A 26,114-nucleotide genomic window follows, 5' to 3' on the forward strand; every position below is an offset into this window, starting at 1 on the left:
TTTTTCGATTTCCGCTCGTATTTTTCGATTTCCGCTCGTATTTTTCGATTTCCGCTCGTATTTTTCGATTTCCGCTCGTATTTTTCGATTTCCGCTCGTATTTTTCGATTTCCGCGTCCAGCGAGTATTAATCTCGCTGAACGCGCAGCCATAAACAGAAAATGACCGGAAAAATCGCCTTTTAAACAATTTTCCCAGTCATTCTTCAACTGATTACCATATTCTTTTCAAGATGATTTTCTATTTCATCCGCTTTATGTGGTTTATAGAGATAGTAGCCTTGACCGCATAAACATCCATTCTCTAACAAACTGTCCACTTGTTCTGCACTTTCAATTCCTTCTGCAATTACATGAAAACCTAGGTTTTGCCCCATATCAATTATCGTTTTAACGATGGCACCGCTTTTTGAGTCAGTCAAAATATCATCAATAAACATTTTATCAATTTTTAGCGTATCCACTGGAAGTTTCCTTAAATAAGTTAAGGATGAATAGCCGGTGCCAAAATCATCGATGGAAATTTTCATTCCTTTTTCTCTTAATCGATGAAGGACAGGCAGTGTTTCTTCCATGCTTTCCATCGTCGTACTTTCTGTAATTTCAAGTTCTAATAAAGATGGAGGAAATTCAGCTTCCGAAAGGATTGCTTCAACTCTATCAATAAATGACTCGTCTAATAGTTGACGAACTGAAATATTAACCGAAATTGTGAGTTCGCTAAAACCTTTTTTGTGCCATACGGCTCCCTGAAGGCAGGCATTTTTTAAAACCCATTCTCCAATCGGTATAATTAAACCCGTTTCTTCAGCAATCGGGATGAAATCAACAGGAGAAACTATACCCTCATCTTCCTTATTCCATCTCAGCAGCGTTTCAACGCCAATAATTTTTCTTGTACAGAGTTCAACTTGCGGTTGATAAACAAGAAATAATTCATTATTGTTCAATGCTTTTCTTAAACCATGCTCCAGGTTTAATCTTCTTTCCATCTTCCCATCTCTTTGTTCAGTGAAAAACTGATAGGTATTCCGCCCTCGCTCTTTTGCTTGATAAAGAGCAGAATCCGCTCTTTTTAATAGAGTTTCACTATCAAAGCCGTTACCCGGATAAAGACTGATTCCAATACTAGGTGTAATGAATACTTCTTGTCCGCTTAATAGAAAAGACTTTGTAAAGGATGCAATCAGCTCTTCTGCGATTTTTATCACTTCATTTTTAGATTTGAAATCCATCAGCAGAAGGAACTCATCACCACTTCTTCTAAAGACCTCGCCTTTTTCGCCAAGAGTATTTTTAAGCAAGCCAGCAACCTGCTGCAGGAGCAAATCACCGAAACTATGTCCAAGTGTGTCGTTTAGGACATTAAAACGGTCCAGATCTAAATAAAATAAAGCTAGATTATTTTGTATGTAACTCGCTTCTTTCAACTTCTCATCAATTCTCTTTTTAAAACCGTTACGGTTAGGCAATCCCGTTAATTCATCGTAATAAGCCATATGTTCGATCGTCATTTCAGCACGTTTCCGTTCGGTAATGTCAATTAAAATCGAGTTGAAATCAATCAGTTCCTTTTGTTCATTTAAAAAAGGAATCCCTCTGTCATGAATCCATCTAATTTCTCCGTCAGGTCTGATGATTCTGTACTCGCTAGTCGCGACAATTCCGTTTTCAATGTCATTAGCCCTTTTTATCACAACATCCATATCATCCGGATGTATGACCTTTTTCCATAAATCAGCGTCATCATAAAAAGCTTTCAACGGGTATCCATACAGTTTTTCAATACCTGCAGTGATAAGGAGTTTGTCAGCCTTTAGGTTATGTGACCAGATGGCAACATCGATACTGTCAAAAATATTTTGCAGTTTCGTGTTGCTCGTTTTCAGTTGGCTGAATGTTTGTTTATGCTTTTGAATTTCCTGTTCCAAGTTTACTGAATACACATCTTTACGGTTCAGTATTTTATAAACAAATATTGCTCCTGCTATAGATATGACAATATTGAGCATATAAAACATATAGAATTGGCTGTAGATTAACCCTATTGTACCCGCAATCTGAACGCTGAATAGCATTGCAGAGATGTTTATCCATTTCTTCGTATTAGAGTGTCTTGATTCCATGTTTGCCTCCAGGGTCATAAAGGTATATCCTTTTTATCGGTTAACCCCTCACATACTTTACTTTTACTTACAAAAAAATCCCCTCTACTCATTAAATGAACAGAAGGGATTTTCTTAATCCTGCTTATACGCCAGCATTCCGCCAGACATATTTATCACTTTATATCCTTTATCCTGCAAAAAGAGTGCTACGTTCTCACTTCTTCTGCCTGATCGGCAAATGATAATGTGTTCTTCATTTTTATCAATTTCATCCAATCGTTCTGGAATTTCTCCCATTTTAATATGCTTTGCTTCCGAAATCTTTCCTTCTGCAATTTCTTCGTCTTCACGCACATCAATTAACGAAATTTTCTTGCCTTCTCTTAAAAGACTTTTTACTTCGGATGGGGATATTTCTTTTAATTCATAATCCATGAAATGTACCTCCTTTAGTTAGCTACGATATTAACAAGTTTACCTGGAACAGTAATTACTTTTCGAATTGTTTTTCCTTCGATACTTTGTCGTACCATCTCTTCTTTAAGAGCAGCTTGCTCCATATCCTGGCCATTAATGTTTGCTGGAATTGTCAATTTTGCTTTTAATTTCCCATTTACTTGTACGACGATTTCAACTTCATTTTCAACAAGCTGTGCTTCATCCCATACTGGCCAAGATTCATATGCGATACTTGACGCTCCGCCTAGTTTCTCCCAAAGTTCCTCACAAATATGAGGTGCAATCGGTGAAAGCATTTTTACAAACCCTTGGATCAGCGTCTTAGGAAGTACTTCTTGTTTATTCGCATCGTTTATAAATACCATAAGCTGCGAAATCGCAGTATTGAATCGCAATGCTTCAAAGTCTTCTGTAACTTTTTTAACGGTGATATGATACAGACGATTGAACGAATCAGATCCTTTAGCATCCTGGATCGCAGGATTCAACCCTTCTCCGTTTTCTGTTACTAACAATCGCCAAACACGGTCAAGGAATCTTCGTGCACCGTCAAGTCCAGTTGTGCTCCAAGCGATTGAGGCATCAAGAGGTCCCATGAACATTTCATACAGTCTTAATGTATCGGCACCATGGCTTGCTACAATTTCGTCTGGGTTAACAACGTTTCCTTTTGACTTACTCATCTTTTCGTTGCCCTCTCCAAGGATCATCCCTTGGTTGAACAAACGCTGAAACGGTTCTTTAGTTGGGACAACACCTAGATCGTAAAGCACTTTATGCCAGAATCTTGCATACAGAAGATGCAATACAGCATGTTCCGCTCCACCAATATACATATCCACCGGCAGCCAATGATTCAATTTTTCTTTTGAAGCCAGTTCTTCACTGTTTTTTGGATCGATATATCTTAAGTAATACCAGCAGCTGCCCGCCCATTGAGGCATTGTATTCGTTTCACGGCGGCCCTTTTTACCTGTAACCGGATCAACGACATTTACCCAATCTTCTACATTTGCAAGCGGTGATTCACCTGTCCCAGATGGTTTAATTTCCTTAACAATCGGAAGAACAAGAGGAAGCTCTTTTTCATCTACAGCTGTCATTGTGCCATCTTCCCAATGAATGATCGGAATCGGCTCGCCCCAATAACGCTGACGGGAGAAAAGCCAGTCGCGAAGTCGATAAGTAATCTTCTTCTCGCCTTTATTGTTTTCAACAAGCCATGCATTCATTTTTTCGATAGCATCCGCTTTTGACATTCCATTCAGGAAGTCAGAATTCACATGTTCCCCATCGCCTGTGTATGGCTCTTCAGCAACGTTCCCGCCTGATACGACTTCCACAATAGGGAGTTCGAACTTCACGGCAAACTCATGATCTCTCTCATCATGTCCAGGAACTGCCATGATTGCGCCCGTTCCATAGCTTGCTAATACATAGTCTGCAATCCAGATCGGAAGTTTAGCGCCAGTAACCGGGTGTATCGCATATGCACCAGTAAACACACCGGATTTTTCTTTATTCAATTCCGTTCTTTCCAAATCGGACTTTGTTTCTACCTGGTTTTTATAATTCGTTACCGCTTCACGCTGATCATCGGAAACGATTGTTTCGACCAATTTGCTTTCAGGAGCAAGCACAAGGTATGTTGCACCAAAAAGTGTGTCAGGTCTTGTTGTAAATACCGTAATTTTATCTGAATGTCCATCAATATCAAAATGAACTTCCGCACCTTCAGAACGGCCGATCCAGTTGCGCTGCATATCTTTCAAGCTTTCTGGCCAATCCAGTTCATTCAAATCTTCAAGCAATCTGTCAGCATACGCAGTAATTTTAAGCATCCATTGTCTCATAGGCTTACGGACAACCGGATGACCTCCGCGTTCACTTTTACCGTCGATTACTTCTTCATTTGCAAGCACTGTTCCTAGCGCTTCACACCAGTTAACGGGCACTTCATCAACATAAGCAAGACCCTTTTTGTACAACTGGATAAAAATCCATTGCGTCCATTTATAGTAATCCGGATCTGTTGTATTCACTTCACGATCCCAGTCATATGAAAATCCAAGCTCTTTGATCTGTCTCTTAAATGTACTGATGTTTTGTTTTGTAAACTCGGCTGGATCGTTCCCTGTATCAAGTGCATATTGTTCAGCAGGAAGACCGAATGCATCCCAGCCCATTGGATGAAGGACATTATAGCCTTGCATCCGTTTCATTCGTGAAAGGATATCTGTTGCTGTGTATCCTTCTGGATGGCCGACATGAAGTCCAGCTCCTGATGGGTATGGAAACATATCTAGTGCATAAAATTTTTGTTTGTCATATTCTTCTTTGGTTTGGAACGTTTTATTTTCCTCCCAAAAATGCTGCCATTTTTTCTCGATCGTTTTGTGGTTATAATACATAACCGATCCTCCTTCATAGACCCTTTATAATAAAACAAGGCTGTTTTCTTAAGCTTTGTTGCTCTTGAAAGTAGTTAATTTCCGCTCTTTGGACTCGCTTTCCGCAGGGTGTGCGGTGCTAGAGGAAGTAATTGTGCTCCTGCGTCTGCAAGTATAACTATCGAAGCAGGCTTCCTCGTCGCATGCCTTGCAAGATGAATATTCACGTGGCTGGCACGCTCTGCGATATTGAGTGGTCTCACCTGTCCCACTGATCCTGCAGGAATCTCGTCCTTTCGCTCCAATTAACATTTCAATGAAGAACTTAACCAAATTTCTCTCCATAGCAACATTCTTTTAGAAAAGAGCTTTAAACAAATAAAAAACCTTCCACCCCTAATAAAAATTAGGGACGAAAGGTTAGATCACAATTTTTAGAACCTGCCGCGGTACCACCCTGATTAACGTAAAAATCACGTTCTCTCAAAACAAACCTTAACGCGGCGGGACGGCAAGTATTACTTGATTCACACTTGCAACTAAAGGGTGAGTTCAAAAAAGTCCGGGTTGACTCGCAGCTTCCGTCAACTCTCTAGTGCTCCATTCTCTTTTTACTATTCCCTATCATCGTTATTGACGAATAAGTAGATGTTAATTTGTATTTTATGAATTCTTCACGAAAATGTCAAGGCTGTTTCACTTATATTTACCTATTTTTTCCTAATATAAACCATTAAACCGATACTGGATTTATAACTTCATTTTGCTTTTTGTTTATTTGAAGGTTTCTACTATAAATCCCTGTCAAGATAAAGGCAAAAACGAGTAAACCGATAGACGTCTTAAACAGTATATCCATATTAAACAAATCCGTAATCGTTCCACCAAACAAGGGACCTATCATTCTCCCTCCTGTTGCAGTACTGTTCACTACTCCTTGGTAAAAACCCGCTCTTCCTGCCGGTGCCAGCTCTGAAGCAATGGTCGGCACCCCTGGCCAGACAAGCATTTCTCCAATAGTCAGGATAATCATTGAAACTAGGAATCCATTAAAGCTATGTGCATTACCAACAATCACAAATGAGACAACAAAAATAACATAGCCTGTCAGGATCTGAGAGGTCGTTGTGGTCAGCCACTTTTTCAAAAACACATGAACCACTGGCTGCCCCAGTACGATTAAAAGTCCGTTCACCGTCCATAATAAACTATACATTTTCAAACTGACACCCATACTTTGTGTATACGCGGCAATTGTGGATTGCCATTGAACATAACTGATCCACGCAAGTAAGTAGCCTCCACAAAGGATTAGCAACGCTTTAAATGCTGGTTTATTATGAATACGGCGTTTTTGCGTAAATACAGTTTCCACACTCGTTTCTTCTTTCGTTCCTAGGTCTTTGAAGCCAAAGAACACAATGATCAAAAACGAAAATGACAATGCGGAACTGCTAATAAAGGAGATCGTAAAAGAATAAGACGCAGCAAGTCCCCCAAGTGCAGCACCTAGTGCAACTCCTGCATTTTGTGCAATATAAATACGGTTAAATGCCTTCCTGCCGCCTTCTTTCCACATCGTACCGGCTAGGGCATACATGGACGGAAATACAATCCCCATACCAAGTCCCATGAACACTAGCAGAATACTATAAGACCAAAAATCATGAAACCACACAAGCAGTAATGATGTACTGAATGAAATGAGAACGCCCAGCAAAATCGTTCGGTATCCCCCATAGCGGTCAAACAATAAACCGCCTGCCAGATTTCCAATAACACCCGCTCCAGAATTTAATAGAAGGACAATCCCAGCTATCGTTAAAGATTTACCTAAATGCTCGTGCATAAAAATTGTATTGATCGGCCAAAGAAAACTCGACCCTGTAACATTAAGTGCCATTCCAATAATAAGCAGCCACACTTTCGCTGGCATATTGATTCCCCCGCTTACAATGATGTCTATAATTCCTTCTGTATTTTAGTCCTTTTCACTTAATTTTACAATCCTAATAAACCACTAAGCTCCATAGCGCCGCTCACGTGAAAATGCTACAATGCTATATGGTGCTCATCACCGAAAAAAAGGAGTGAACATGATGGCACATTTGACTGAAATACCACCCTACTTTGGGGATAAAAGATATTACACCTGGAACCAGCATTTAAAATCGCATTTTGGTGAAAAAATAATAAAAGTTCCATTAGATGGGGGATTTGACTGCCCCAACCGTGACGGTAAAGTAGCACATGGCGGCTGTACCTTCTGTTCTCAAAGCGGATCAGGTGATTTTGCAGGTGATCGGCGAGACGATATTATTACCCAGTTCAACACCGTAAAGGACCGTATGAACCTTAAATGGAAAAAAGGAAAATATCTTGGTTACTTCCAAGCGTTCACGAACACATATGCTCCCGTTGAGAAACTTAGAGAATTGTATGAAACAGTTCTTGAGCAAGATGATGTTGTTGGACTTTCGATTGCGACACGCCCTGACTGTTTGCCCGATGATGTTGTAGAGTATTTAGCAGATTTAAACAAACGTACTTATCTTTGGATCGAACTCGGTCTTCAAACAGTACATGAACGGACAGCGATGCTGATTAATCGTGCGCATGACTATGAAACGTATGTAGAAGGTGTTAATAAGCTGCGCAAACATAATATTCGAGTATGCTCCCATATCATTAACGGACTTCCTTTGGAAACACCTGAAATGATGATGGAAACGGCACGGGAAGTTGCGAAGCTCGATGTCCAGGGAATCAAGATCCATTTATTGCATCTATTAAAGAAAACACCCATGGTTAAACAGTATGAGCAGGGAATGCTGGAATTCCTTGATTTTGACACATATGTGAAACTTGTATGTGATCAATTGGAAGTCATACCGCCTCATATGATGATTCACCGGTTAACTGGTGACGGACCTCCTGACTTATTAGTCGGTCCAATGTGGAGTTTAAATAAATGGAAAGTATTAAATTCGATCGAAGCTGAACTTAAGCGAAGAGACAGCTTTCAAGGCAAATTTTATCAAACTGTAAAGGAGCAATCATTATGATTTTAGAAGGTGTACTCCCTTTTGCCAGAACGCTGTTGCGAACTTTTAGCAATCCGGGAGACCTTGTGATCGATGCTACATGCGGCAATGGACATGATACATTATTTTTATCAAAACGAGTTGGAAAAGAAGGCAAGGTTTTCGCTTTTGATATTCAGGAAAAAGCCATTCAAAAATCTCAAAAAAGATTAATGGACAATGAAGCTGATGCCAATGTGACTTTTTTTCATGCCTCACATGATACTATAGCGGAGCTTCTTCCTAACACTGTTTCTGGCAAAATAGCAGCAGCTATCTTTAATCTTGGTTACCTGCCTGGAAGTGATAAATCAATCACAACTACAGGGACATCAACCATTCGTGCGATCGAGCAATTGCTGGAATTGCTTAAAATAGAGGGTGTCATAGTCCTCGTAATTTATCACGGACATGACGAAGGGAAGCGCGAAAAAGAACTGGTTATGAATTTTGTTGAAAACTTGGATCAAACGCAAGCACACGTATTAAGATATGACTTTATCAATCAAAAAAATGATCCGCCCTTTGTCGTTGCAATCGAAAAAAGAGGCTGAATTCAACTCATAAAGTTGGTTCAGCCTCTTTTTTTCATTTCTAAAGGCATTTGGAATTTTGTTGTTCTTGGAAGAGGTTGATCTCCATTTCAGGATGCTCGCTTTCCGCGGAGGGAGAAGTGAGCTAGGTTGAAAGACATATGAAGTACTTGCTCCTGCGTCTGCAAGAAACGCTATCGAAACGGGCTTCCTCGTCGCATGCCTTGCAAGGAGAATACTCAGGTAACAGGCACGCACCTTGCACTCCAATCAACCTGTCCATGAAGAGAATTAACTAAATGATCCAAAAGCAACAATCTTTTAGCTAAAAGTATATCAAGAAAGGGAAGGTTTTATTTTTTGATAGAGCTTACGGTTTACGTAAAAGAAGTAACTTGTCGCACCGCCTACTTTTACTAGCTTTGATGCCATCTGTTTAATGACAGGTGATTCCGAAACTTTTTTGTCAGCTAAATAGATTCCTAATAGCCCCCTCTGTATAAGACGGTGAAATTTTGAATTTGGCAGCTTGGCACAGCTTTTTTCTGCCTTTTTAGCAAAGTAGATCATGCGTTCAAGCATATGCTGTTCATTTTGGTAATACGTACAAAAGTTTAAGTCCCCTTCTAGCTTGTCTTCATCTTGATCGATAAAATAATCCAGCAAAATATGTAGTCCTTGAAGCCAAGGAAAATAGCCTTTTTTTATAGCGGCGGCTGACTCTTTCGTGAAATTCCCTTGAAAAGCATAACTTACTAAACAAAAGATTCCTAAAGTTGATCCAGCACAAGCCGAAAACTCATACCAAGTAATATCCGGCAAAATAGACTGATACTCCTCAAACCAGCTGATCAGCCGGGGTTCACGTTCATGCACTACAACATGCTTGTGAACTTGTAAATCACAATAAATTTCGGCAAGACCAATAAGCTCTTTCGCAATATTTGGATATGCTTTTATTTCAGATAAAACACTTTGACAAGTTAATACAAGGCTCGCCAGATAACCACCGTCATCTTGCTCTTCTCTATATCGGTAATAATTTTCCGGTACTGCTCCCGGAGTCAGAGCATGAAACATACTCTCATGAAGCGCTCGGAAATCCTTTTCGTTGAGCGATGTACTTCGGTCACAAAGATTATCTAAATAATCACTGATCGTTTGATAAGCCACTACAAAGGTCATCGCTTTTTTTTGGTGAGGTCCTGCCAGCAAAGTCAAGATGGCTCCCCCTTCACAGTGGAACATTTTATCAGAGATGCTGTTAAGTGCCTGCTGTCTCAATTCAGGGTTGGGGATTAATTTTGCTTTTTCACGCCAGTTGTTGAGCAGCATGCCAACTGCCGGAAAAACATTTTTATAAACGGAATACATTAATCCCCAAGGATGGACCGGAACTTTGTTCATGTCAGTGCTCCTTTTGTGTCGTTCTTTACTTACCTTTATCCTTTATTGACTTCACTATGCAATAATAAAAATCTTTTTACATAATCAAATACTTGATCACGTTCTGGTTCATTTAATACTTCATGGTAGAGAGAGGGGAATTCTTTATACCATTTTTCTTCAAGGTTTACACCGTTAAACCATTGTTTCACGGTCTCCTTATCTACGATTAAATCGTCTCCTGCCTGTAAAAGTAATAATGGCAAGTTCGGAAACTTTTTATAATGATCAAACACATACTTCATGGATGCTGTTAGTTCTCTATACCATCTCACTGATACTTTTTTTACGATGAGTTTATCTTCCTTATCCCGTACACGAATTTCTTCATTACGAGTAGCACTGCCTTCTGGCAGACCGGTAGCAAGTCGAACTCCAGGCGCCAATTTATTTAATAATACGGAAAGAACTTCTTTTCCTTTTGAAGTTTGATGTGACAATCCGAGACATGGTGATGATAGAATTAATGCTTTTATAGAGAGTTTCTTCTCCATCAGCGTTCGTATGACAGCCAAACCTCCCATGCTGTGACCGAGAATGTATACAGGCAGACCGAACTTATGTGCTTCAGCCACCCAGTTTTCAATCGTGAAAATGTATTCATCAAACGCATCGATATGCCCTCTGCGTCTCGTTGTTGTGCCCTGTCCAGGAAGATCACCAGAGACACAATGAAAACCCGCTGCATTAAATTGTTGGATCACCCAATCATATCTTCCATGATGTTCGTTTGCGCCGTGTACAACCACTACTGTACCTATGGCTTCCTGGTTCGTTGTCCATTTCCACATATAATCACCCTCTTTTTTAAAAATAGCTATTTTCGTAAACTTTGTTGCCCTTGACCCTTGGAAGTGGTTGATTTCCGTTCCAGGTGCTCGCTTTCCGCGGGGCTGGCGGTGAGCCACATTCGTAACGTTTCACTTTTAAGTGTCTCACCTGCCCGCCAGTCCCGCAGGAGTCTCCCACCTTACACTACAACCAACTATTCAAAGAAGACATTAAAAAAGATTTAATAGCAACAATCTTTTAGAAAAGAGCATTTAAATTTCAATATAAAAAAAACGGAATAATTTGCTACACTATAGTTAACTAAAAGATAACAGGAAGTGAAACTATGATATATCCTTATCAAGATAAAAAACCGAAAATTTCTGAAACTGCTTTTATTGCAGATTATGTAACCATTACAGGTGATGTTCAAATCGGCGAATACTCTTCGATCTGGTTCAACACATCCATACGTGGAGATGTTTCCCCTACAATCATCGGAAACTATGTAAACGTTCAAGATAACTCTGTTTTACACCAAAGTCCAAACAAGACTCTTCACATTAAAGATGGTGTCACGATCGGCCACAGTGTTATTCTGCACAGCTGTACAATTGAAGAGAACGCACTGATTGGTATGGGTTCTTTAGTGCTTGATGGCGCACAAATCGGTGAAGGTGCTTTTATCGGAGCAGGCAGTCTTGTACCTCCTGGGAAAGTAATCCCTCCCCACACGCTGGCGTTCGGCAGACCCGCAAAGGTAATTCGTGAATTAAATGACGATGATATTCAAGATATGGATCGTATACGCCGGGAATATTACGAAAAAGGTCAATACTATAAGTCTCTTCAGCCTAAGCGTTAAATTCAATTAAGTTACCATCTGGATCACTAACATAAACTTGATGCCATTCTGTTTTATTGATTTCTTTATTGAGATATGGGATTTTATGATGATCAAGAATCTGCAATAATTTTCCCATGTCTTTTACACGGACGGCAAAATGTCCGTCTCTGCTATCGATTTGTGTTGTGTTTCTTCGAGCTTTCCCCTCAGGATATTGTATAAGATGCAATTGAGTATTCCCAATATCATACCAAACGCCTGGAAAATCAAATTGAGGGCGTTTTTTGTTTTGTTTAAATCCTAAAATGCCTTCGTAAAAATACAATGATTCTTTCAAATTTGTCACTAAAACGGACACATGATGTATCCCTTCATACATAAGCCGCTCACCTCATTTAAAGAATGATTTGCCCATTATTTTACCATAGTCAAACAAAAATTGAGATGATTAAGTCATGATAACCTGTTCATTGTGAATAGCATAGATAGAAGACCCTTAGGAAAGGATGGTTTTATTCTGATGAATCGGTACACAAACACAAAATCATACGTGCCTTATCACAGCCCTTTTGATCCTTGTCCCCCGATCGGTGAAAAATTTTACTCGACTCCCCCCAATTTATATATGGGATTTCAGCCTTATGACCTGCCGCAGTTTTCTCCAAAAGAAGCGTTAAAAAAAGGAACTCTCTGGCCTGCGTTTTATGATTATTACGAAAATCCGTACGCAAGAAGGAGGTAATGACATTGCAGCAAACGTTGCCTGAAGAATTTTATCAGTGGATGGAAGAACTTCAAGCGGTTGATTTCGTGCTTGTAGAACTTACTCTGTATTTAGACACACATCCACAAGATTCAAATGCCGTACAACAATTCAACCAATTCGCCCAGCAACGTAAAAAGATAAAACGAGCCATTGAATCCAAGTATGGTCCACTCCAGCAGTATGGTAATAGCTATTCTGGAATGCCATGGAATTGGAACAGCGGACCTTGGCCGTGGCAGATTTAAATGAGGAGGTAGCCATAGATGTGGATCTACGAAAAAAAGCTTCAATATCCCGTAAAAGTATCGACTTGTAATCCTACACTTGCCAAGTATTTAATCGAGCAATATGGCGGGGCTGATGGAGAATTGGCAGCAGCATTAAGATACTTAAATCAAAGATACTCGATTCCTGACAAAGTAATCGGACTGCTCACAGATATTGGAACAGAAGAATTCGCTCATCTTGAAATGATTGCCACCATGATTTATAAATTAACAAAGGATGCCACTCCAGAACAGTTAAAGAATGCCGGCATTGATGCTCATTACGCAAATCATGATAGCGCCATCTTTTATCATAATGCAGCGGGTGTTCCTTTTACAGCAAGTTATATTGCAGCAAAAGGGGATCCAATCGCTGATTTATATGAAGACATAGCTGCTGAAGAAAAAGCACGTGCTACTTATCAGTGGATCATCAACCTATCTGATGATACTGATTTAAATGATTCACTCCGTTTTTTAAGAGAGAGGGAAATTATTCACTCCCAGCGTTTTAGAGAAGCCGTTGAAATTTTAAAAGAAGAAAGAGACCGGAAAATATTCTTTTAAGTGAAGTTAACGAATGCGGCAATTGATAAGTTTAAACAATATTTACAAGCCATTAATCTCCCCCTAACATTTAGGAACTATGATTGTAGTGACTACATTGAATAGGAGGGGATTTTTATTATGACAAAAGTGATCGGTTGGCTTTATGAAAGAGAGTGTACGATTTTTCGTCAAATAAATGGAAGAACACATAACTCGTTAGACCGATTTTTTTCAATATGGACACATCTAGGCGGAGCGACTTTTACCATTTCAACGGCTCTCATCCTTATAATTGCTCTTCCTGACCATTTAAAATCTTGGGGATTCGTATGTTTATTGTCATTGGCGCTTAGTCATATCCCTGTATCGATCGTCAAAAAAATATATCCGCGTAAACGGCCTTACTTATCCCTCCCAGATACAATCACTGGAGATAATCCATTAAAAGATCACTCGTTTCCTTCAGGTCACACTACTGCCATCTTCTCTATAGTGACGCCTTTAATCGTATTAGACCCTTTTATCGGCGTGTTTTTATTAGTTGGAGCACTATTAGTAGCCATATCACGTATGTATTTGGGATTACATTATCCTACTGATGTCATTGCAGGTATGATTCTTGGTATAAGTTCCAGTTTTCTTTCTTTTTTCTTAGTAAATGAAATGATAATGCCTTATTTTCATTAAAAAAGGCTGTTTTCGGATACTTTGTTGCTTTTGAAAGTAGTTGATTTCCGTTTCAGGATGCTCGCTTTCCGCGGGGCGTGCGGTATTCGAGGAAGTAAGTGTGCTCCTGCGTCTGCAAGCATAACTTCGAAGCTGGCTTCCTCGTCGCATGCCTTGCAAGGAGAATATTCAAGTGGTTGGCACGCTACGCGACATTGAATGGTCTCTTCTGTCCCACTGATCCCGCAGGAGTCTCGCACCTTGCACTCCAATCAACTTATCAATGAAGTCTCTTTACAAAAAATTACCTAAGAGCAAAAATCTTTTAGAAAAGAGCTTTAAAAAAGACATATCCGCTTAAAATATAGGGGTGAAAATTTATATTTCCTCGTTCGGCCAATATAAACGAAAGAAAAGCAGACACTCCGAAGAGGTCTGCTTTTTAACATGATTAGATATTTGCTTGCTTTTTAAGCTCTTCAGCTTTATCCGTTTGCTCCCAAGGAAGCTGGATATCTGTGCGGCCAAAGTGACCGTATGCAGCTGTTTGCTTGTAGATTGGACGACGAAGGTCAAGCATCTTGATGATTCCTGCTGGACGAAGGTCGAAATTGTTACGAACAAGTTCAACAAGAACTTCTTCAGATACTTTACCCGTTTCAAAAGTATTAACTGCGATTGATACAGGCTGTGCTACACCGATTGCATAAGCAAGCTGAACTTCAACTTTGTCAGCAAGACCTGATGCTACAATGTTTTTCGCAACGTAACGTGCAGCGTAAGCAGCAGAACGGTCAACCTTTGTAGCATCCTTACCAGAGAATGCTCCACCACCATGACGCGCATATCCGCCGTAAGTATCAACGATGATTTTACGTCCTGTAAGACCAGCATCACCTTGAGGTCCGCCGATTACGAAACGTCCTGTTGGGTTGATGAAGTATTTCGTGTTCTCATCGATTAATTCTGCAGGAACTACTGGAAGAATCACTTTTTCTTTTACATCTTTTTGAATTTCTTCTAATGTGTTTTCAGGGTGGTGCTGAGTTGAAATAACGATTGTGTCGATACGTACTGGCTTATCGTTTTCATCGTACTCAACCGTTACTTGTGTTTTACCATCAGGGCGCAAGTAAGGAATTTCTTCGCTCTTACGTACTTCCGTTAGGCGGCGAGAAAGTTTGTGTGCAAGTGAGATTGGAAGTGGCATAAGCTCTTCCGTTTCGTTGCACGCAAATCCAAACATTAAACCTTGGTCTCCTGCTCCGATTGCTTCGATTTCAGCATCTGTCATAGATCCTTCACGTGCTTCCAGTGCTTGGTCTACACCCATCGCGATATCAGCTGATTGCTCATCGATTGAAGTCAGAACTGCACATGTTTCAGAATCAAATCCGTATTTTGCACGGTCATAACCGATTTCTTTAATTGTTTCACGAACTACTTTCGGAATGTCAACGTATGTTGAAGTTGTGATTTCACCCGCTACAAGCACAAGACCTGTCGTAACTGATGTTTCACATGCTACACGGGCATTTGGATCATTTGCTAAAATCTCATCTAGGATCGCATCTGAAATTTGGTCACAGATTTTATCTGGATGCCCTTCTGTAACAGATTCAGATGTAAATAAACGACGACTTACTTTTTTGGACAATTGAATATCCTCCCTTTATCTACTTTCAATGATACGGTACTTTATTCTATTTATTTGCATACTTAATGTTCTTCGCCTGTAAAATGGCATAAAAAAAGCCCTTCCCTGTTTGACGAATTCAATCACGAGGAAAAGGTTTAAATACATATGCCTTCAACCTCTTATTTTCCAAGGTAATACACCTTGCAGGTTAGCACCTTTTCATTCATGAGGATGTCAGTTCATCCACCGAAATGTCGGTTGCTGGGTTTCATAGGGCCTGTCCCTCCACCTACTCAGAATAAGAGTAGCCGTTCTCGGAATATGATAGCGTAATGATCCTAAGCTGTCAATAGAAACTAGCTTTAAAACTGTTTATTCCTTATTATATAGAGAGAAGAAGTTATCAAGATTTTTGTAACCGTATTCAATATGATGGAAATTGTACATTTTTATCATTTAATTTTGAGTATTAAGAACTTTTTTGAAACCCTTTCATAAAATAGTATACATTATTTAAGTTAATGTGTTATACTAATTTACGAATATATCACTCTAGAATAAAGGATGGTACTGTCTGATATGAATACATTGGAATTTACGACAACTTTAAATGAGCTTGTGACTCGTCAATCGACTCACCTGAATTTACCTGTCCCGGTACTAGTTGAAAAATCGTTAACACGTAAAGAAGGCATACTAACTTCTACAGGTGCACTTCGAGCAACTACTGGCAAATATACAGGACGGTCACCAGAAGACAAATTTATCGTTGAAGACGCCTCCGTAAAAAAACTCATTGATTGGGGAAAAGTAAATAAACCTTTTTCACCCGAAAATTTCGATAAATTATACAAAAAAGTACTTCAATACTTAGGAACCAAAGAAGAATTATTCACATTCAAAGGTTTCGCAGGAGCAGACAAAGAATACCGCCTTCCTATTCAAGTAGTTAACGAATACGCTTGGCATAATTTATTTGCACACCAGATGTTCGTACGACCAAATGAAAGCGAATTGGCTGGACACGAGGCTGAATTCACAGTTGTATCAGCACCTGGCTTTCAAGCAAATCCAGCAGAAGATGGCACGAACTCTGAAACATTTATTATTATTTCGTTTGAAAAACGCATCGTATTGATCGGTGGAACAGAATATGCTGGCGAAATCAAAAAGTCCATCTTCTCTGTTATGAACTTCATGCTTCCCGAAAGAGGAATTCTTTCCATGCATTGTTCTGCCAACGTTGGCAACGAAGGCGATGTCGCATTATTCTTCGGTCTTTCAGGAACTGGGAAAACAACATTATCAGCAGATCCTAACCGCAGACTAATTGGTGATGATGAGCATGGATGGGCGAACACTGGCGTGTTCAATATCGAAGGCGGATGCTACGCAAAAACAATCGACCTATCTTATGAAAAAGAACCACAGATCTGGAACGCGATCCGTTTTGGAAGTGTTTTAGAAAACGTGATGCTTGATGAAGAATCAAGAATCGCCGATTATAAAGATTCTACATTAACGGAAAACACACGTGCAGCATACCCGGTTGACGCGATTCCAAATGTCATTCAGCCAAGTGTCGCTGGACATCCCAATACAATTATATTTTTAACAGCTGATGCATTTGGCGTGCTGCCTCCAATCAGTAAGTTAACGAAAGAACAAGCGATGTATCATTTCCTTTCTGGCTACACGAGTAAACTTGCCGGAACAGAAAGAGGCGTTACTTCACCGCAAGCTACTTTTTCAACATGTTTTGGAGCTCCATTCCTGCCGCTGCCAGCAACAGTATATGCAGAAATGCTTGGTAAGAAAATCGACCAGCATAATGTTCAAGTATACCTTGTCAACACGGGATGGTCTGGCGGAGAATATGGCGTCGGAAAACGTATGAACCTTGGCTATACACGTGCAATGGTGCAAGCTGCACTTGAAGGTGAACTTACATCTGTTGAAACTGTTGTAGATCCGGTATTCGGACTGCACATTCCAACACATTGCCCTGGCGTTCCTGATCAAGTTCTTCAACCGAAGAAAACTTGGGAAAACCAAGATCAATACGACGTTAAAGCAAAAGAACTGGCTGCAAAGTTCAAAGCTAACTTTGAAAAATTCAAAGCCGTGTCACCTGAAATCAAGCAGGCTGGGCCACTAGCTTAAAACTTAACAAGAAACTCCTTCAATTTTGAGAAGGAGTTTTTTTATTGGATAATTTTAGAAAAAACACTTGCAAAGTGACATCTGTGTCAGTTATAATAATGACATGGATGTCACTTTATATTTAGGAGCTGATTTTGTGGAACATGCTTCAGAAAAATTATTAAAAAGCAAACCTTATCAATATTTAATTTCTGCCCAATTGATTTCAAACCTTGGTGACTGGCTTTCTATTCTAGCCGTCTTCACGCTAGTCGGACTAAAATGGGAAGCTACACCACTTCAAATCTCATTCATCATGTTGTCACTTGCCTTACCAATGACCATTCTCGGTCCGATTTCAGGAGTATTTGCAGATCGGTGGGAAAGAAAGTACATTATGATTGTTGCAGATGCGGCTCGAAGCGTTATTATTTTCGGTCTCGTCTTTGCAACAGAACTATGGCACATATATGCATTATTAATTGGTCTAGGTTTATTTTCGACAGTTTTTAATCCTGCAAAAAATGGGAAATTAAAAGAAATTGTTCCAGATCATCACATGCAGCAAGCTACTTCCGTAAGCTCCGTGATTGAAAATGGCACAAAAATTATCGGTCCTGCCTTGAGCGGTTTTCTTCTTACTTTATGGAGTTTCAATATTATTTTCATACTGGATGCTTTATCATTCCTTCTCTCCGCACTTCTTTTACTTAACATTCCAACCAATACATCAAGAACAATGAATAATGAAATGACGACTGAGAGAACAGAAAACAACTTTGTCAAAGAATTACTCGAAGGGTTTACATTTATTAAAAGCCTTCCCATTATTTTTTATGGCACTCTCTTAATGGCTATCACCATGTTTGTGATTCAAATGTCCGATTCACAGTTTGTTACACTATTTAGAGAGCTTGAAGACTCTTCACCCAAAATACTCGGTACTGTTATGACTGCATCTGGTGCTGGATTCTTAGTTAGTGGTCTCATTTTGAGTAAGTACGAGATCAAAAAAGCAATCAACGCAATGGCTGCAGGCATTTTTGTATTAGGATTAGGATTTTTCAGTCTTGCGCTGCTGACAGACATGAACCTTGCTGCACCAATGATCTGGGCTCCTGCTGTTACTTTTTTAGCGTGTATTGGGGCGGGTTTGGTTTTTATTCCTTTTCAATCAAACGTAATGAAGGAAACCCCTTCCGATATGAGCGGACGTACACTTGGTACGATCGGAAGCGTCATGATGTTCGCTTCTCTAATCGGACCGCTTGCCGGTGGTGTCCTCGCAAACATATTCGGTGTAATCCCGATTTTCATCTGTACTTCTAGTGGATTGTGCCTAATAAGTGTGTTAGCTTTTATTCTAAGAGCACAGTTCGAAGCAAAAAAAGGAGAGCCATATGTCACCGAAAGTAACGGAGAGTCACAAAGAAGAGCGGAAGCGTAATATTCTTGATGCAGCAAAGAAGATTTTTAAAAAGAAAGGGTACGAAGCCTTTGTCATGCAGGATGTTATTGATGCAGTAGACTTAAGCAGAGGTGGAGTATACTCCTATTTTTCCAATAAAGAAGATTTATTTCTATCTATTTTAGAGTCTATGAACGAAGCTTATGAGAATGAATTAAATGAATTTGCCAAAAAACCTTCCATATGGGAAGCACTTAAGGATGAGTTTGAGGGATATAAAAATATGAAGGACGATGAAGATGCTTTTAGTGCCGTCCAGATCGAATATTTTTTAATTAATAGACGCGCTCCTCAAAAAACAGAGTACTTTAATGATCGATATCGGTTTGCGATTGCACAACTAGTTAACATGTTTAAACAAGGTGTTGAAAATGGAGAATTCAAACCTAACTATCCTATAGAAACCATTGCAAAATACTTTATTACGTTTAATGATGGATTGCACATTGCGTCCATATTTATCAAGAAAAACGAAATGAACTTCAATGAACAAGTTGATTTGTTCTTACAACAGCTTGGAACGATGCTAGGTGTAGAAAAATTGTAAGGAGCTGAACAATTCAGCTCCTTTTCTTATGTCCTTTCATCCACTCACACAATGCATATGTAATTCTCCGGTTTTCCTTTGGCGGAAAGTAATGTGTATAGGCAGGGTAAATCCATGTTTCGCAAGTTTTTCCCATCTCTTTTAATCTTTTTTCAATATCGATTGTATGATGAACAAGCACATTCTCATCCTTCATTCCGTGTATCGCAAGCAACGGAATATGTAATTCATTACAATAAAACAAAGGAGACCGCCACTCGTATTCTTCAGGGTATTTATCAGGAGTTCCGCCTATTACCCGCTTCATCATCCTTCGAAGATCTTCTCTTTCCCGATAAGTGGCCGCCATATCCGTTACACCGCCCCAAGTTACGATCGACTGGATTTCTGGAAATTCAATGGCTGTAAATAAAGCCATTGGTCCACCCCGTGAAAAGCCAAACACATGAATGTCTTCTTGATCCACTTTTGGAAACTGCTTCAATACTTCAAACGCAGCAAAAGCATCTGTTCTGTCCTTTCCTGCGAAATCTTCATTACCTTCACCGCCTAAGTTACCTCGATAATAAGGCGCCATAACCACAAATCCTTGTGACGCAAATTGAATGATTCGTGCGATTCGAACCATACCGACCGACTTAATGCCTCCTCTTAAATAGAGGAATCCAGGAAATGGACCCTTTCCAGCAGGTATTGCCGCAAGTCCTTTTATTTTTAATCCCTCATTAAAATAGGTCACAACATATAACTTGATTGTTGGATGCGGGGAAGGAAATCGCTGCCATTCTATGATTTTTCCTCTTTTCATTCCAGCACTCCTTTGTCATTTAGTGGGCAAACACACATTTACAGCAATCACATACATTATTACATAAAAGTCATGACTTCATTCCTATATACAGGGGGACCTTACATGAAACCATTCAAAAGAAAAATCACCATACTCTTTGCTTGTTTACTTGCGTTTTCTTTACTGCTTGCAGGGTGTAACAGCAGCTCTAAATCAAAACGGGAAACGGTAAGAATTGCTGAAGTTACGCGGTCTATTTTTTATGCTCCTCAATACGTTGCCATTGAGAAAGGCTTTTTTAAAGATGAAGGCATTAACGTTAAATTAACAACAACCTGGGGCGGAGACAAAACGATGACAGCCCTATTATCAGATGGGGCAGATGTTGCCCTCGTTGGTTCTGAAACTACTATCTATGTACATGCACAAGATTCTACTGATCCGGTAATCAATTTTGCACAGTTAACACAAACGGACGGAACCTTTTTGGTTGCACGTGAAAAGCCTGATTTCTTTTCTTGGGATCAGTTGAAAGGCAGTACTTTCCTTGGCCAGCGGAAAGGCGGAATGCCGCAAATGGCTGGAGAATTCGGTTTGAAGAAGCATGGCATTGATCCAAAAAAGGATTTGACCATGATTCAAAACATTGATTTTGCTAATATTGCTAACGCCTTCGCATCCGGGACTGGTGACTATGTTCAGTTGTTTGAACCTCAAGCAAGCCAGTTTGAAGAAAAAGGCATCGGCCATATTGTTGCATCGTTTGGTGAAGAGTCCGGTAAAATCCCTTACACCACTTTCATGGCAAAAGAAAGCTATATGAAAGATAACAAACAAACTCTTGAAAAATTCACAAAAGGATTATACAAAGCACAGCTATGGGTTGAAAACCATTCATCAAAAGAAGTTGCAGAAGTGATTGCTCCATACTTTGAGGATACCCCTATCGAATTGATTGAAACGGTTGTTGACCGTTATAAGAGCCAGCACAGTTATGCATTGAATCCAATTTTAGATGAAGAAGAATGGAACAATTTGCAAACCATTATGGATGAAGCGGGAGAGCTTCCGAAAAAAGTAGATTACAAAGTTCTAGTTGACACGTCACTGGCTAACAAAGCCATAAAATAATCGGTTTTGGAGGGATCGTCTTGGCCTTTTTGCAGCTAAAATCAGTCGGGCAAACCTACTTCTCAAAAAATTCTGCCACAACGGCCTTGGATGATATTTCACTTTCTGTAAATGACGGAGAGTTCTTATCTTTACTCGGACCAAGCGGGTGCGGCAAATCGACTCTTCTATCGATTATAGCCGGTCTTTTGATTCCGACTGCAGGATCTGTTCTCGTAAATAATCAGAGCGTGAGCAAGCCTCATCCTAAAATCGGCTACATGCTTCAGCAGGATTATTTGTTTCCTTGGAAGACGATTGAGGAAAACATTGTGCTTGGCCTGAAACTAAGGAAACTAAATACAAAGGAACACGTACAATTAGCATTTTCGCTGTTAAAAGAAATTGGGCTCGAACATACAAAAAGCAAATATCCCTCGGAACTTTCCGGGGGAATGAGACAAAGGGTGGCACTTGTCAGAACACTTGCTACCCAGCCTAAACTGCTCTTACTTGATGAACCTTTCTCTGCTCTAGATTATCAAACGAAATTAAAGCTAGAGGATCTTGTATTATCTACGTTAAAGGAGCATGGCAAGACAGCGATTCTCGTAACACATGATATCGGGGAAGCGATCGCAATGAGTGATACGGTCATTCTATTGTCCAACAATCCCGGACGCATATTCCGGACGTTTAAAATGCCTGACAGTCTCAGAAACCTCCTACCCTTCGAGGCAAGACAGCACCCTGATTTTTCAGCTGCTTTTCAGCAAATATGGGAGGAGTTGGAGAACATTGAACAGAATGATCTCTAATAAAAAACACCTGGATTATCTTTTGTCCATAAAAAAAGAAAAACGAAACATCCGGACCGTCCAGGTGCTCATTTTTCTTTTGTTTTTTTCAGTTTGGGAGATCTCTTCCAGACAGGGATGGATCAATCCGCTATTGTTTAGTTCACCCTCTAAAATAGGTGACCTATTTATAGCGAAAGCAACAGATGGATCCCTTTATATCCATGTAGCTGTAACACTTGGAGAGACCGTTTTAGGCTTTATTTTTGGTACACTGCTGGGTACTTTAATTGCCGCCGTTCTTTGGTGGTCGCCATTCCTATCTAAGGTTATGGACCCTTACCTCGTAATTTTGAATGCGATGCCGAAAGTTGCCTTAGGTCCCATATTGATCGTTGCAATCGGTCCTAATTTCGGATCGATCATCGCAATGGGAATCCTTATTTCCGTAATCATCACAACACTTGTTGTTTACACCGCTTTTCAAAATGTTGACGCCAATTATGTAAAAGTTGTTCGTTCATTTGGCGGCGAGAAAAAACAGTGTTTTAAAGAGGTCATACTTCCAGCTTGTTTCCCAACCATCATTTCCTGTCTTAAAGTGAATGTGGGCTTGTCTTGGGTAGGAGTAATTGTTGGCGAATTTCTTGTATCGAAACAAGGATTAGGCTATATGATTATTTACGGATTTCAAGTATTTAATTTTACTTTAGTGCTATTAAGTTTGTTAATTATCGCAGTATTAGCGACTATTATGTATCAAGCTGTCGGGTATCTTGAGAAAAGGCTCATTAAACATCACTCTTAAATTTACTATTAGACCAGGGAATGCTGCAGCGCATATTTCATGCTCTGTTCTAATACCTGGTCTTTCATCATAAAGCTAAACGATTTGTTAGTCGCCACATCCTCAGGAAGTTCACTCATTAAGACAGGACCATTTGTTTCAAAATATCGATGCTTCAGCAGAATTTTATTTACGATTGCCACATAAATATTTTTAATTATTTTTCCGCCTTTACCTTCTACATAGTACTGGCCAATATACTTCAATTCAGAAACACTTCCACCTGTTTCTTCAAAAACTTCACGAACTGCCGCTTCATCAGCCGTCTCTCCAGGTTCAACTTTCCCGCCTGGAAATTCGATCCCTCGTCTTGGATGCTCAGTTAAAAGCCATTGATCTTTAAATTTACAGAGACACCACACATGTTTTGGAGAATCTGAAAATGGGTGGTCTGAAAATGACAATTGTACTGTGTTGTTATAAAAATCTTTGAATGTTATGATTTCCATCGCACTTCTCCATATCGTCTATATCGACTGTTTCCTTTATTGTAAAGTCCGAAACACGTAAAGTCCAATCTTGTGTAATCGTGAAAAAACATGGGGAAATCCCATGTTTTAATCCACAGATGCATATGTGATGATCCACTTGCCATCCATATATTCATAACCTAGCGTTATATCATAAGTTCCATATAATTCTGAAGAATTTTTTTGGTATACCCTGTATGAAGTATCTGAAAGTTGTTTAATATCTACAGGCTTCTCTTGTTCAAGCCAGGGTGGCAGTTCAGTTGGAATGATGTAAAGTGATCCTTCTCTTTCTTCATATAAACCATTCGTATAATATTCAGCAAGATTATTTGAAACATAGTTCTTTAGATATGTTATATATTCTTTTTTTGATGAATAATTTATAACCTTATAATTTTCATCGGATTCCTGATTAAGAGCTTTCATGAAAAGAAGTGCCTTTTCTTTTGCCATCTTTTCATTGAATACAGGATTTTGTTCATTCTGGCTGACTGTTACTTTATTCTTTTCTTCAGCATTTACAGGCTGATTTATTATTTTATCAGAAGTACCTGATTTTTCTTGAACATTTTCGGGAATATGAGGTATAAACAGAAATGATAGTAAAACAGTAAAACAAAGTGCTATAAAAGCCTTCACGAGGTCCACCGCCCGTCATTGTTTTTGTTTCTATACTATAGACTATTCACGGTATGTTACGTTCTGAAACCCTAATTCTGGTTAATAGGAAATGGTACCCAATGAAATTAGTCTACCCTCAACATGTTCTTTTTGATTTTTTACCCTTTTTCCCGATTTCATACAATCCAGTTGCTGCCAATCCTGCGATACCTCCAGACCATAGCCTCAGCTCAGGTCCCATATCGGTAAAAGGCGCCGCCAGAAAACCAATAAACAATCCAACAAAGAAACTGCAGATTGGGGTGTATTTCTTTGGAATCGAAAAAGTTCGTTTTAGCAGCTCCATAAACGCCGTGACTAGCGGAGCTAAAAGCGATGAAAACAAGAGAACTTGCTCCAATCGGACCACCTCCACCTTTCATAGCTTCCATTTATGTAGTTTAAAGATTCAAGCTTCATAACTTAAATCCTGCCTAATTAAAAAATTACTTTTTGTCCTAAACAGACCGTATCTTTTTGCATAAACTAAAGTGCCATGATTTTTTCGGTTATTTTATTTTAATCGGTCCATACTATTGGTAATAGAGCAAGACAGGAGTGAGTTAGATGGTAAAAGGCGATGATCTATATCTTATCCGTCTGGAAGCAAATGAAATATCATGGTGGGAATACGCACGTAATGTTTCTCCTGTTTCTAGACCGCAGCAATATTTAACCTATTGGTCCTTTTTGAAAAACAGGGGAAAGCTGCCTAAGAGATTAGTAAAAGAAGCAGAATGGCGAATGGAAGCCAGAAGAAAAGGTTTATTGGATACTTAAATCATATGGAAACATATAAAAGAAGCAAAAGACCCTCTCGTCCAGGATCTTTTGCTTTATTTTTTAATTTAGTTATGTAATTTTTTGAGAAGCAGGTTCAATTTTCTAACCTTAGATTCATAACCTGGTTTTAAATCGTATTCTAAATCTTTTAACTCTGAATCAACGACCTCGTATGCATAACCTTGACTTAATAAGGTATCAACCAGCAAATCTTTTTCTTCAGCGGTCAAGTTCTTTGGATCCTTATATTTCATGTGAAAGCCCCCTTCCATGTATAAAAACATTATAACGTGAGGCTTATGTTTGAATCCTTACTAAAAATTTGGTAATTTCCTATTAATAACACTTACTTACTTGTAATGACAACCCAGGCGATTGCTCCGATGATGATGAGGATGTTTGTAAAAACGTCAATCAAACGCGTGTCTTTGCTTTTCTTTTTCGAGGAGAAAAATAAGAACAAACTGAAACAAAAGATAAAGGCGATAAATGGACCTAATACGGACCAGGATAGAAACAAAAAATGATTTTGCATACTTCATATCCTCCTTATTTAGTTCATAAATCGAAGGATTGCTTTCGTAAGGTAGCTGGCTGGCATATTTTAGTAATGAAGCCCCTATAGCTTTGCGTCCCCATTTTTCAATGAGTTTGCCTTTATCAAACGATTTATGTGGTATTTTTGGTTTTTTTGTCGGAAAAATCAATCTAATTTCCTATAGTTAGGGATATTATACCAAAAAGGAAAAAGCAGTGGAACAAAAACTGCTTTATCTTGAACTAATTAATTTGGTCTTCATGTAAGCTTTGGGCATATTTCCATTCAGATTCAAGTTCTGTTAATGTAAATTCTGTTAAATGCCTATGATCTTCATATCCGAAAACGCCCTTATGGATTAAATGTTGGATTAAGCGTTGTTTTCGCCCTTCAACTGCACGTCTCAACTGACCTTTATGATGCTCCATTCTCTGATC

At 39.3% G+C, this 26,114-nt stretch carries 30 protein-coding genes, 2 riboswitches and 1 other annotated feature; of the genes, 14 read left to right on the forward strand and 16 right to left on the reverse strand.

Annotation, left to right across the window (positions count from 1 at the left end):
- The 5 genes from J2X07_RS15170 to J2X07_RS15190 form a co-directional block, all read right to left on the reverse strand.
- A partial coding sequence (locus tag J2X07_RS15170) for a hypothetical protein (protein WP_310260509.1) occupies positions 1 to 209 on the reverse strand: 209 nt, incomplete at its 3' end.
- Positions 206 to 2,125, reverse strand: a complete 1,920-nt coding sequence (locus J2X07_RS15175; RefSeq protein ID WP_310260511.1) for a bifunctional diguanylate cyclase/phosphodiesterase — start codon at positions 2,123 to 2,125, stop codon at positions 206 to 208. The genes J2X07_RS15175 and J2X07_RS15170, both read right to left, overlap by 4 nt.
- Before the next feature lie 114 nt (positions 2,126 to 2,239).
- Positions 2,240 to 2,542 carry a rhodanese-like domain-containing protein gene (locus J2X07_RS15180; RefSeq protein ID WP_310260513.1) on the reverse strand — a complete coding sequence of 101 codons (303 nt, stop codon included), beginning with the start codon at positions 2,540 to 2,542 and terminating at the stop codon, positions 2,240 to 2,242.
- A gap of 14 nt (positions 2,543 to 2,556) precedes the next feature.
- Positions 2,557 to 4,977 (reverse strand): leucine--tRNA ligase, encoded by a 2,421-nt coding sequence (leuS, locus tag J2X07_RS15185; protein WP_310260515.1) that lies wholly within the window; start codon positions 4,975 to 4,977, stop codon positions 2,557 to 2,559.
- Between the two features lie 384 nt (positions 4,978 to 5,361).
- Positions 5,362 to 5,593, reverse strand: a binding site (T-box leader).
- 96 nt (positions 5,594 to 5,689) lie between these two features.
- Entirely contained in the window at positions 5,690 to 6,892 is a 1,203-nt protein-coding gene (locus tag J2X07_RS15190) for an MDR family MFS transporter (RefSeq protein WP_310260517.1), read from the reverse strand.
- 163 nt (positions 6,893 to 7,055) lie between these two features.
- Between J2X07_RS15190 and J2X07_RS15195 the strand changes: the two genes are divergently transcribed.
- Both J2X07_RS15195 and J2X07_RS15200 read left to right on the forward strand, forming a co-directional pair.
- Positions 7,056 to 8,021 (forward strand): TIGR01212 family radical SAM protein, encoded by a 966-nt coding sequence (locus J2X07_RS15195; protein ID WP_310260957.1) that lies wholly within the window; start codon positions 7,056 to 7,058, stop codon positions 8,019 to 8,021.
- On the forward strand, positions 8,018 to 8,593 hold the full coding sequence (locus J2X07_RS15200; RefSeq protein WP_310260519.1) for a tRNA (mnm(5)s(2)U34)-methyltransferase: 576 nt from the start codon (positions 8,018 to 8,020) through the stop codon (positions 8,591 to 8,593). The genes J2X07_RS15195 and J2X07_RS15200 overlap by 4 nt, the downstream gene beginning before the upstream one ends.
- Positions 8,594 to 8,908: 315 nt before the next feature.
- On the opposite strand, the gene J2X07_RS15205 is transcribed toward J2X07_RS15200, so the two are convergent.
- Positions 8,909 to 9,979, reverse strand: coding sequence for a tetraprenyl-beta-curcumene synthase family protein (locus J2X07_RS15205; RefSeq protein WP_310260520.1), 1,071 nt, complete (start codon positions 9,977 to 9,979; stop codon positions 8,909 to 8,911).
- A 35-nt stretch (positions 9,980 to 10,014) separates the two neighbouring features.
- Positions 10,015 to 10,809, reverse strand: coding sequence for an alpha/beta hydrolase (locus J2X07_RS15210; protein WP_310260523.1), 795 nt, complete (start codon positions 10,807 to 10,809; stop codon positions 10,015 to 10,017).
- 326 nt (positions 10,810 to 11,135) lie between these two features.
- Between J2X07_RS15210 and J2X07_RS15215 the strand changes: the two genes are divergently transcribed.
- A complete protein-coding gene (locus J2X07_RS15215; protein ID WP_310260526.1) occupies positions 11,136 to 11,654 on the forward strand; it encodes a gamma carbonic anhydrase family protein in 519 nt (172 codons plus the stop codon).
- Here the strand turns inward: J2X07_RS15215 and J2X07_RS15220 are convergent.
- A complete protein-coding gene (locus tag J2X07_RS15220) occupies positions 11,644 to 12,015 on the reverse strand; it encodes a VOC family protein (protein ID WP_310260528.1) in 372 nt (123 codons plus the stop codon). The two genes, J2X07_RS15215 and J2X07_RS15220, sit on opposite strands and share 11 nt — an antisense overlap.
- A gap of 141 nt (positions 12,016 to 12,156) precedes the next feature.
- Between J2X07_RS15220 and J2X07_RS15225 the strand changes: the two genes are divergently transcribed.
- The 4 genes from J2X07_RS15225 to J2X07_RS15240 all read left to right on the forward strand — a co-directional run bounded on the left by J2X07_RS15225 (position 12,157) and on the right by J2X07_RS15240 (position 13,904).
- Complete coding sequence (locus J2X07_RS15225; RefSeq protein WP_310260531.1) at positions 12,157 to 12,378, forward strand: spore coat associated protein CotJA; 222 nt, start codon at positions 12,157 to 12,159, stop codon at positions 12,376 to 12,378.
- A complete protein-coding gene (locus J2X07_RS15230) occupies positions 12,378 to 12,647 on the forward strand; it encodes a spore coat protein CotJB (protein WP_310260534.1) in 270 nt (89 codons plus the stop codon). The genes J2X07_RS15225 and J2X07_RS15230 overlap by 1 nt, the downstream gene beginning before the upstream one ends.
- 18 nt (positions 12,648 to 12,665) lie before the next feature.
- Positions 12,666 to 13,235, forward strand: coding sequence for a manganese catalase family protein (locus tag J2X07_RS15235; protein WP_310260536.1), 570 nt, complete (start codon positions 12,666 to 12,668; stop codon positions 13,233 to 13,235).
- Positions 13,236 to 13,355: 120 nt separating this feature from the next.
- Positions 13,356 to 13,904 carry a phosphatase PAP2 family protein gene (locus J2X07_RS15240; RefSeq protein ID WP_310260541.1) on the forward strand — a complete coding sequence of 183 codons (549 nt, stop codon included), beginning with the start codon at positions 13,356 to 13,358 and terminating at the stop codon, positions 13,902 to 13,904.
- A 430-nt stretch (positions 13,905 to 14,334) separates the two neighbouring features.
- On the opposite strand, the gene metK is transcribed toward J2X07_RS15240, so the two are convergent.
- The gene (gene metK / locus J2X07_RS15245) at positions 14,335 to 15,540 is read right to left on the reverse strand and encodes a methionine adenosyltransferase (protein ID WP_310260543.1); all 1,206 of its coding nucleotides are present in this window, start codon (positions 15,538 to 15,540) and stop codon (positions 14,335 to 14,337) included.
- A 158-nt stretch (positions 15,541 to 15,698) separates the two neighbouring features.
- A riboswitch (SAM riboswitch) is annotated at positions 15,699 to 15,827 on the reverse strand.
- 274 nt (positions 15,828 to 16,101) lie between these two features.
- Here metK and pckA point away from each other — a divergent pair.
- From pckA to J2X07_RS15260, 3 genes are all read left to right on the forward strand, one after another.
- A complete protein-coding gene (gene pckA, locus J2X07_RS15250) occupies positions 16,102 to 17,685 on the forward strand; it encodes a phosphoenolpyruvate carboxykinase (ATP) (RefSeq protein ID WP_310260547.1) in 1,584 nt (527 codons plus the stop codon).
- A gap of 136 nt (positions 17,686 to 17,821) precedes the next feature.
- Positions 17,822 to 19,111: an MFS transporter gene (locus J2X07_RS15255; RefSeq protein ID WP_310260549.1), complete on the forward strand. Its 1,290-nt coding sequence runs from the start codon at positions 17,822 to 17,824 to the stop codon at positions 19,109 to 19,111.
- Positions 19,065 to 19,679, forward strand: coding sequence for a TetR/AcrR family transcriptional regulator (locus J2X07_RS15260; RefSeq protein ID WP_310260552.1), 615 nt, complete (start codon positions 19,065 to 19,067; stop codon positions 19,677 to 19,679). Before J2X07_RS15255 ends, J2X07_RS15260 begins: the two co-directional genes overlap by 47 nt.
- Before the next feature lie 13 nt (positions 19,680 to 19,692).
- Here the strand turns inward: J2X07_RS15260 and J2X07_RS15265 are convergent, their stop codons facing one another.
- Positions 19,693 to 20,487 (reverse strand): alpha/beta hydrolase family protein, encoded by a 795-nt coding sequence (locus J2X07_RS15265; protein WP_310260555.1) that lies wholly within the window; start codon positions 20,485 to 20,487, stop codon positions 19,693 to 19,695.
- 105 nt (positions 20,488 to 20,592) lie between these two features.
- On the opposite strand from J2X07_RS15265, the gene J2X07_RS15270 reads away from it, so the two are divergent.
- Genes J2X07_RS15270 through J2X07_RS15280 form a run of 3 tightly spaced genes read left to right on the forward strand, consistent with a single transcriptional unit; the run spans position 20,593 to position 23,184 of the window.
- Positions 20,593 to 21,600, forward strand: coding sequence for an ABC transporter substrate-binding protein (locus tag J2X07_RS15270; protein ID WP_310260558.1), 1,008 nt, complete (start codon positions 20,593 to 20,595; stop codon positions 21,598 to 21,600).
- A gap of 20 nt (positions 21,601 to 21,620) precedes the next feature.
- A complete protein-coding gene (locus J2X07_RS15275) occupies positions 21,621 to 22,397 on the forward strand; it encodes an ABC transporter ATP-binding protein (protein WP_310260561.1) in 777 nt (258 codons plus the stop codon).
- Positions 22,387 to 23,184, forward strand: coding sequence for an ABC transporter permease (locus J2X07_RS15280; RefSeq protein WP_310260960.1), 798 nt, complete (start codon positions 22,387 to 22,389; stop codon positions 23,182 to 23,184). Before J2X07_RS15275 ends, J2X07_RS15280 begins: the two co-directional genes overlap by 11 nt.
- 8 nt (positions 23,185 to 23,192) lie before the next feature.
- Here the strand turns inward: J2X07_RS15280 and ytkD are convergent, their stop codons facing one another.
- The 3 genes from ytkD to J2X07_RS15295 all read right to left on the reverse strand — a co-directional run bounded on the left by ytkD (position 23,193) and on the right by J2X07_RS15295 (position 24,717).
- A complete protein-coding gene (gene ytkD, locus J2X07_RS15285; RefSeq protein WP_310260963.1) occupies positions 23,193 to 23,666 on the reverse strand; it encodes an RNA deprotection pyrophosphohydrolase in 474 nt (157 codons plus the stop codon).
- Positions 23,667 to 23,780: 114 nt separating this feature from the next.
- On the reverse strand, positions 23,781 to 24,335 hold the full coding sequence (locus J2X07_RS15290) for a hypothetical protein (protein ID WP_310260564.1): 555 nt from the start codon (positions 24,333 to 24,335) through the stop codon (positions 23,781 to 23,783).
- Between the two features lie 118 nt (positions 24,336 to 24,453).
- Positions 24,454 to 24,717, reverse strand: a complete 264-nt coding sequence (locus tag J2X07_RS15295) for a holin (protein WP_310260566.1) — start codon at positions 24,715 to 24,717, stop codon at positions 24,454 to 24,456.
- Between the two features lie 206 nt (positions 24,718 to 24,923).
- On the opposite strand from J2X07_RS15295, the gene J2X07_RS15300 reads away from it, so the two are divergent.
- Entirely contained in the window at positions 24,924 to 25,136 is a 213-nt protein-coding gene (locus tag J2X07_RS15300; RefSeq protein ID WP_310260569.1) for a hypothetical protein, read from the forward strand.
- 68 nt (positions 25,137 to 25,204) lie between these two features.
- Here J2X07_RS15300 and abbA read toward each other — a convergent pair whose 3' ends face one another.
- The 3 genes from abbA to J2X07_RS15315 all read right to left on the reverse strand — a co-directional run bounded on the left by abbA (position 25,205) and on the right by J2X07_RS15315 (position 26,105).
- Positions 25,205 to 25,393: an antirepressor AbbA gene (gene abbA, locus J2X07_RS15305; protein ID WP_310260572.1), complete on the reverse strand. Its 189-nt coding sequence runs from the start codon at positions 25,391 to 25,393 to the stop codon at positions 25,205 to 25,207.
- A gap of 92 nt (positions 25,394 to 25,485) precedes the next feature.
- Positions 25,486 to 25,674: a hypothetical protein gene (locus J2X07_RS15310; protein ID WP_310260574.1), complete on the reverse strand. Its 189-nt coding sequence runs from the start codon at positions 25,672 to 25,674 to the stop codon at positions 25,486 to 25,488.
- Positions 25,675 to 25,721: 47 nt separating this feature from the next.
- A riboswitch (cyclic di-GMP riboswitch) is annotated at positions 25,722 to 25,805 on the reverse strand.
- A 114-nt stretch (positions 25,806 to 25,919) separates the two neighbouring features.
- On the reverse strand, positions 25,920 to 26,105 hold the full coding sequence (locus J2X07_RS15315; protein ID WP_310260575.1) for a Fur-regulated basic protein FbpA: 186 nt from the start codon (positions 26,103 to 26,105) through the stop codon (positions 25,920 to 25,922).
- Positions 26,106 to 26,114: the final 9 nt, after the last annotated feature.

Source organism: Fictibacillus barbaricus (genome assembly GCF_031457135.1).
GTDB classification, from domain to species: domain Bacteria; phylum Bacillota; class Bacilli; order Bacillales; family Fictibacillaceae; genus Fictibacillus; species Fictibacillus barbaricus_A.

What these genes read in the sequence shown, in the direction of transcription:
- J2X07_RS15190 (WP_310260517.1), bottom strand. Translation starts at nt 6,892, where the DNA reads ATGCCAGCGAAAGTGTGGCTGCTTATTATTGGAATGGCACTTAATGTT.
- abbA (WP_310260572.1), bottom strand. Translation starts at nt 25,393, where the DNA reads ATGAAATATAAGGATCCAAAGAACTTGACCGCTGAAGAAAAAGATTTG.
- J2X07_RS15265 (WP_310260555.1), bottom strand. Translation starts at nt 20,487, where the DNA reads ATGAAAAGAGGAAAAATCATAGAATGGCAGCGATTTCCTTCCCCGCAT.
- J2X07_RS15300 (WP_310260569.1), top strand. Translation starts at nt 24,924, where the DNA reads ATGGTAAAAGGCGATGATCTATATCTTATCCGTCTGGAAGCAAATGAA.
- J2X07_RS15215 (WP_310260526.1), top strand. Translation starts at nt 11,136, where the DNA reads ATGATATATCCTTATCAAGATAAAAAACCGAAAATTTCTGAAACTGCT.
- J2X07_RS15200 (WP_310260519.1), top strand. Translation starts at nt 8,018, where the DNA reads ATGATTTTAGAAGGTGTACTCCCTTTTGCCAGAACGCTGTTGCGAACT.
- J2X07_RS15270 (WP_310260558.1), top strand. Translation starts at nt 20,593, where the DNA reads ATGAAACCATTCAAAAGAAAAATCACCATACTCTTTGCTTGTTTACTT.
- J2X07_RS15230 (WP_310260534.1), top strand. Translation starts at nt 12,378, where the DNA reads ATGACATTGCAGCAAACGTTGCCTGAAGAATTTTATCAGTGGATGGAA.
- J2X07_RS15310 (WP_310260574.1), bottom strand. Translation starts at nt 25,674, where the DNA reads ATGCAAAATCATTTTTTGTTTCTATCCTGGTCCGTATTAGGTCCATTT.
- J2X07_RS15180 (WP_310260513.1), bottom strand. Translation starts at nt 2,542, where the DNA reads ATGGATTATGAATTAAAAGAAATATCCCCATCCGAAGTAAAAAGTCTT.
- J2X07_RS15225 (WP_310260531.1), top strand. Translation starts at nt 12,157, where the DNA reads ATGAATCGGTACACAAACACAAAATCATACGTGCCTTATCACAGCCCT.
- J2X07_RS15235 (WP_310260536.1), top strand. Translation starts at nt 12,666, where the DNA reads ATGTGGATCTACGAAAAAAAGCTTCAATATCCCGTAAAAGTATCGACT.
- pckA (WP_310260547.1), top strand. Translation starts at nt 16,102, where the DNA reads ATGAATACATTGGAATTTACGACAACTTTAAATGAGCTTGTGACTCGT.
- J2X07_RS15195 (WP_310260957.1), top strand. Translation starts at nt 7,056, where the DNA reads ATGGCACATTTGACTGAAATACCACCCTACTTTGGGGATAAAAGATAT.
- J2X07_RS15220 (WP_310260528.1), bottom strand. Translation starts at nt 12,015, where the DNA reads ATGTATGAAGGGATACATCATGTGTCCGTTTTAGTGACAAATTTGAAA.
- J2X07_RS15205 (WP_310260520.1), bottom strand. Translation starts at nt 9,979, where the DNA reads ATGAACAAAGTTCCGGTCCATCCTTGGGGATTAATGTATTCCGTTTAT.
- J2X07_RS15175 (WP_310260511.1), bottom strand. Translation starts at nt 2,125, where the DNA reads ATGGAATCAAGACACTCTAATACGAAGAAATGGATAAACATCTCTGCA.
- J2X07_RS15280 (WP_310260960.1), top strand. Translation starts at nt 22,387, where the DNA reads ATGATCTCTAATAAAAAACACCTGGATTATCTTTTGTCCATAAAAAAA.
- J2X07_RS15210 (WP_310260523.1), bottom strand. Translation starts at nt 10,809, where the DNA reads ATGTGGAAATGGACAACGAACCAGGAAGCCATAGGTACAGTAGTGGTT.
- J2X07_RS15315 (WP_310260575.1), bottom strand. Translation starts at nt 26,105, where the DNA reads ATGGAGCATCATAAAGGTCAGTTGAGACGTGCAGTTGAAGGGCGAAAA.
- J2X07_RS15240 (WP_310260541.1), top strand. Translation starts at nt 13,356, where the DNA reads ATGACAAAAGTGATCGGTTGGCTTTATGAAAGAGAGTGTACGATTTTT.
- leuS (WP_310260515.1), bottom strand. Translation starts at nt 4,977, where the DNA reads ATGTATTATAACCACAAAACGATCGAGAAAAAATGGCAGCATTTTTGG.
- J2X07_RS15260 (WP_310260552.1), top strand. Translation starts at nt 19,065, where the DNA reads ATGTCACCGAAAGTAACGGAGAGTCACAAAGAAGAGCGGAAGCGTAAT.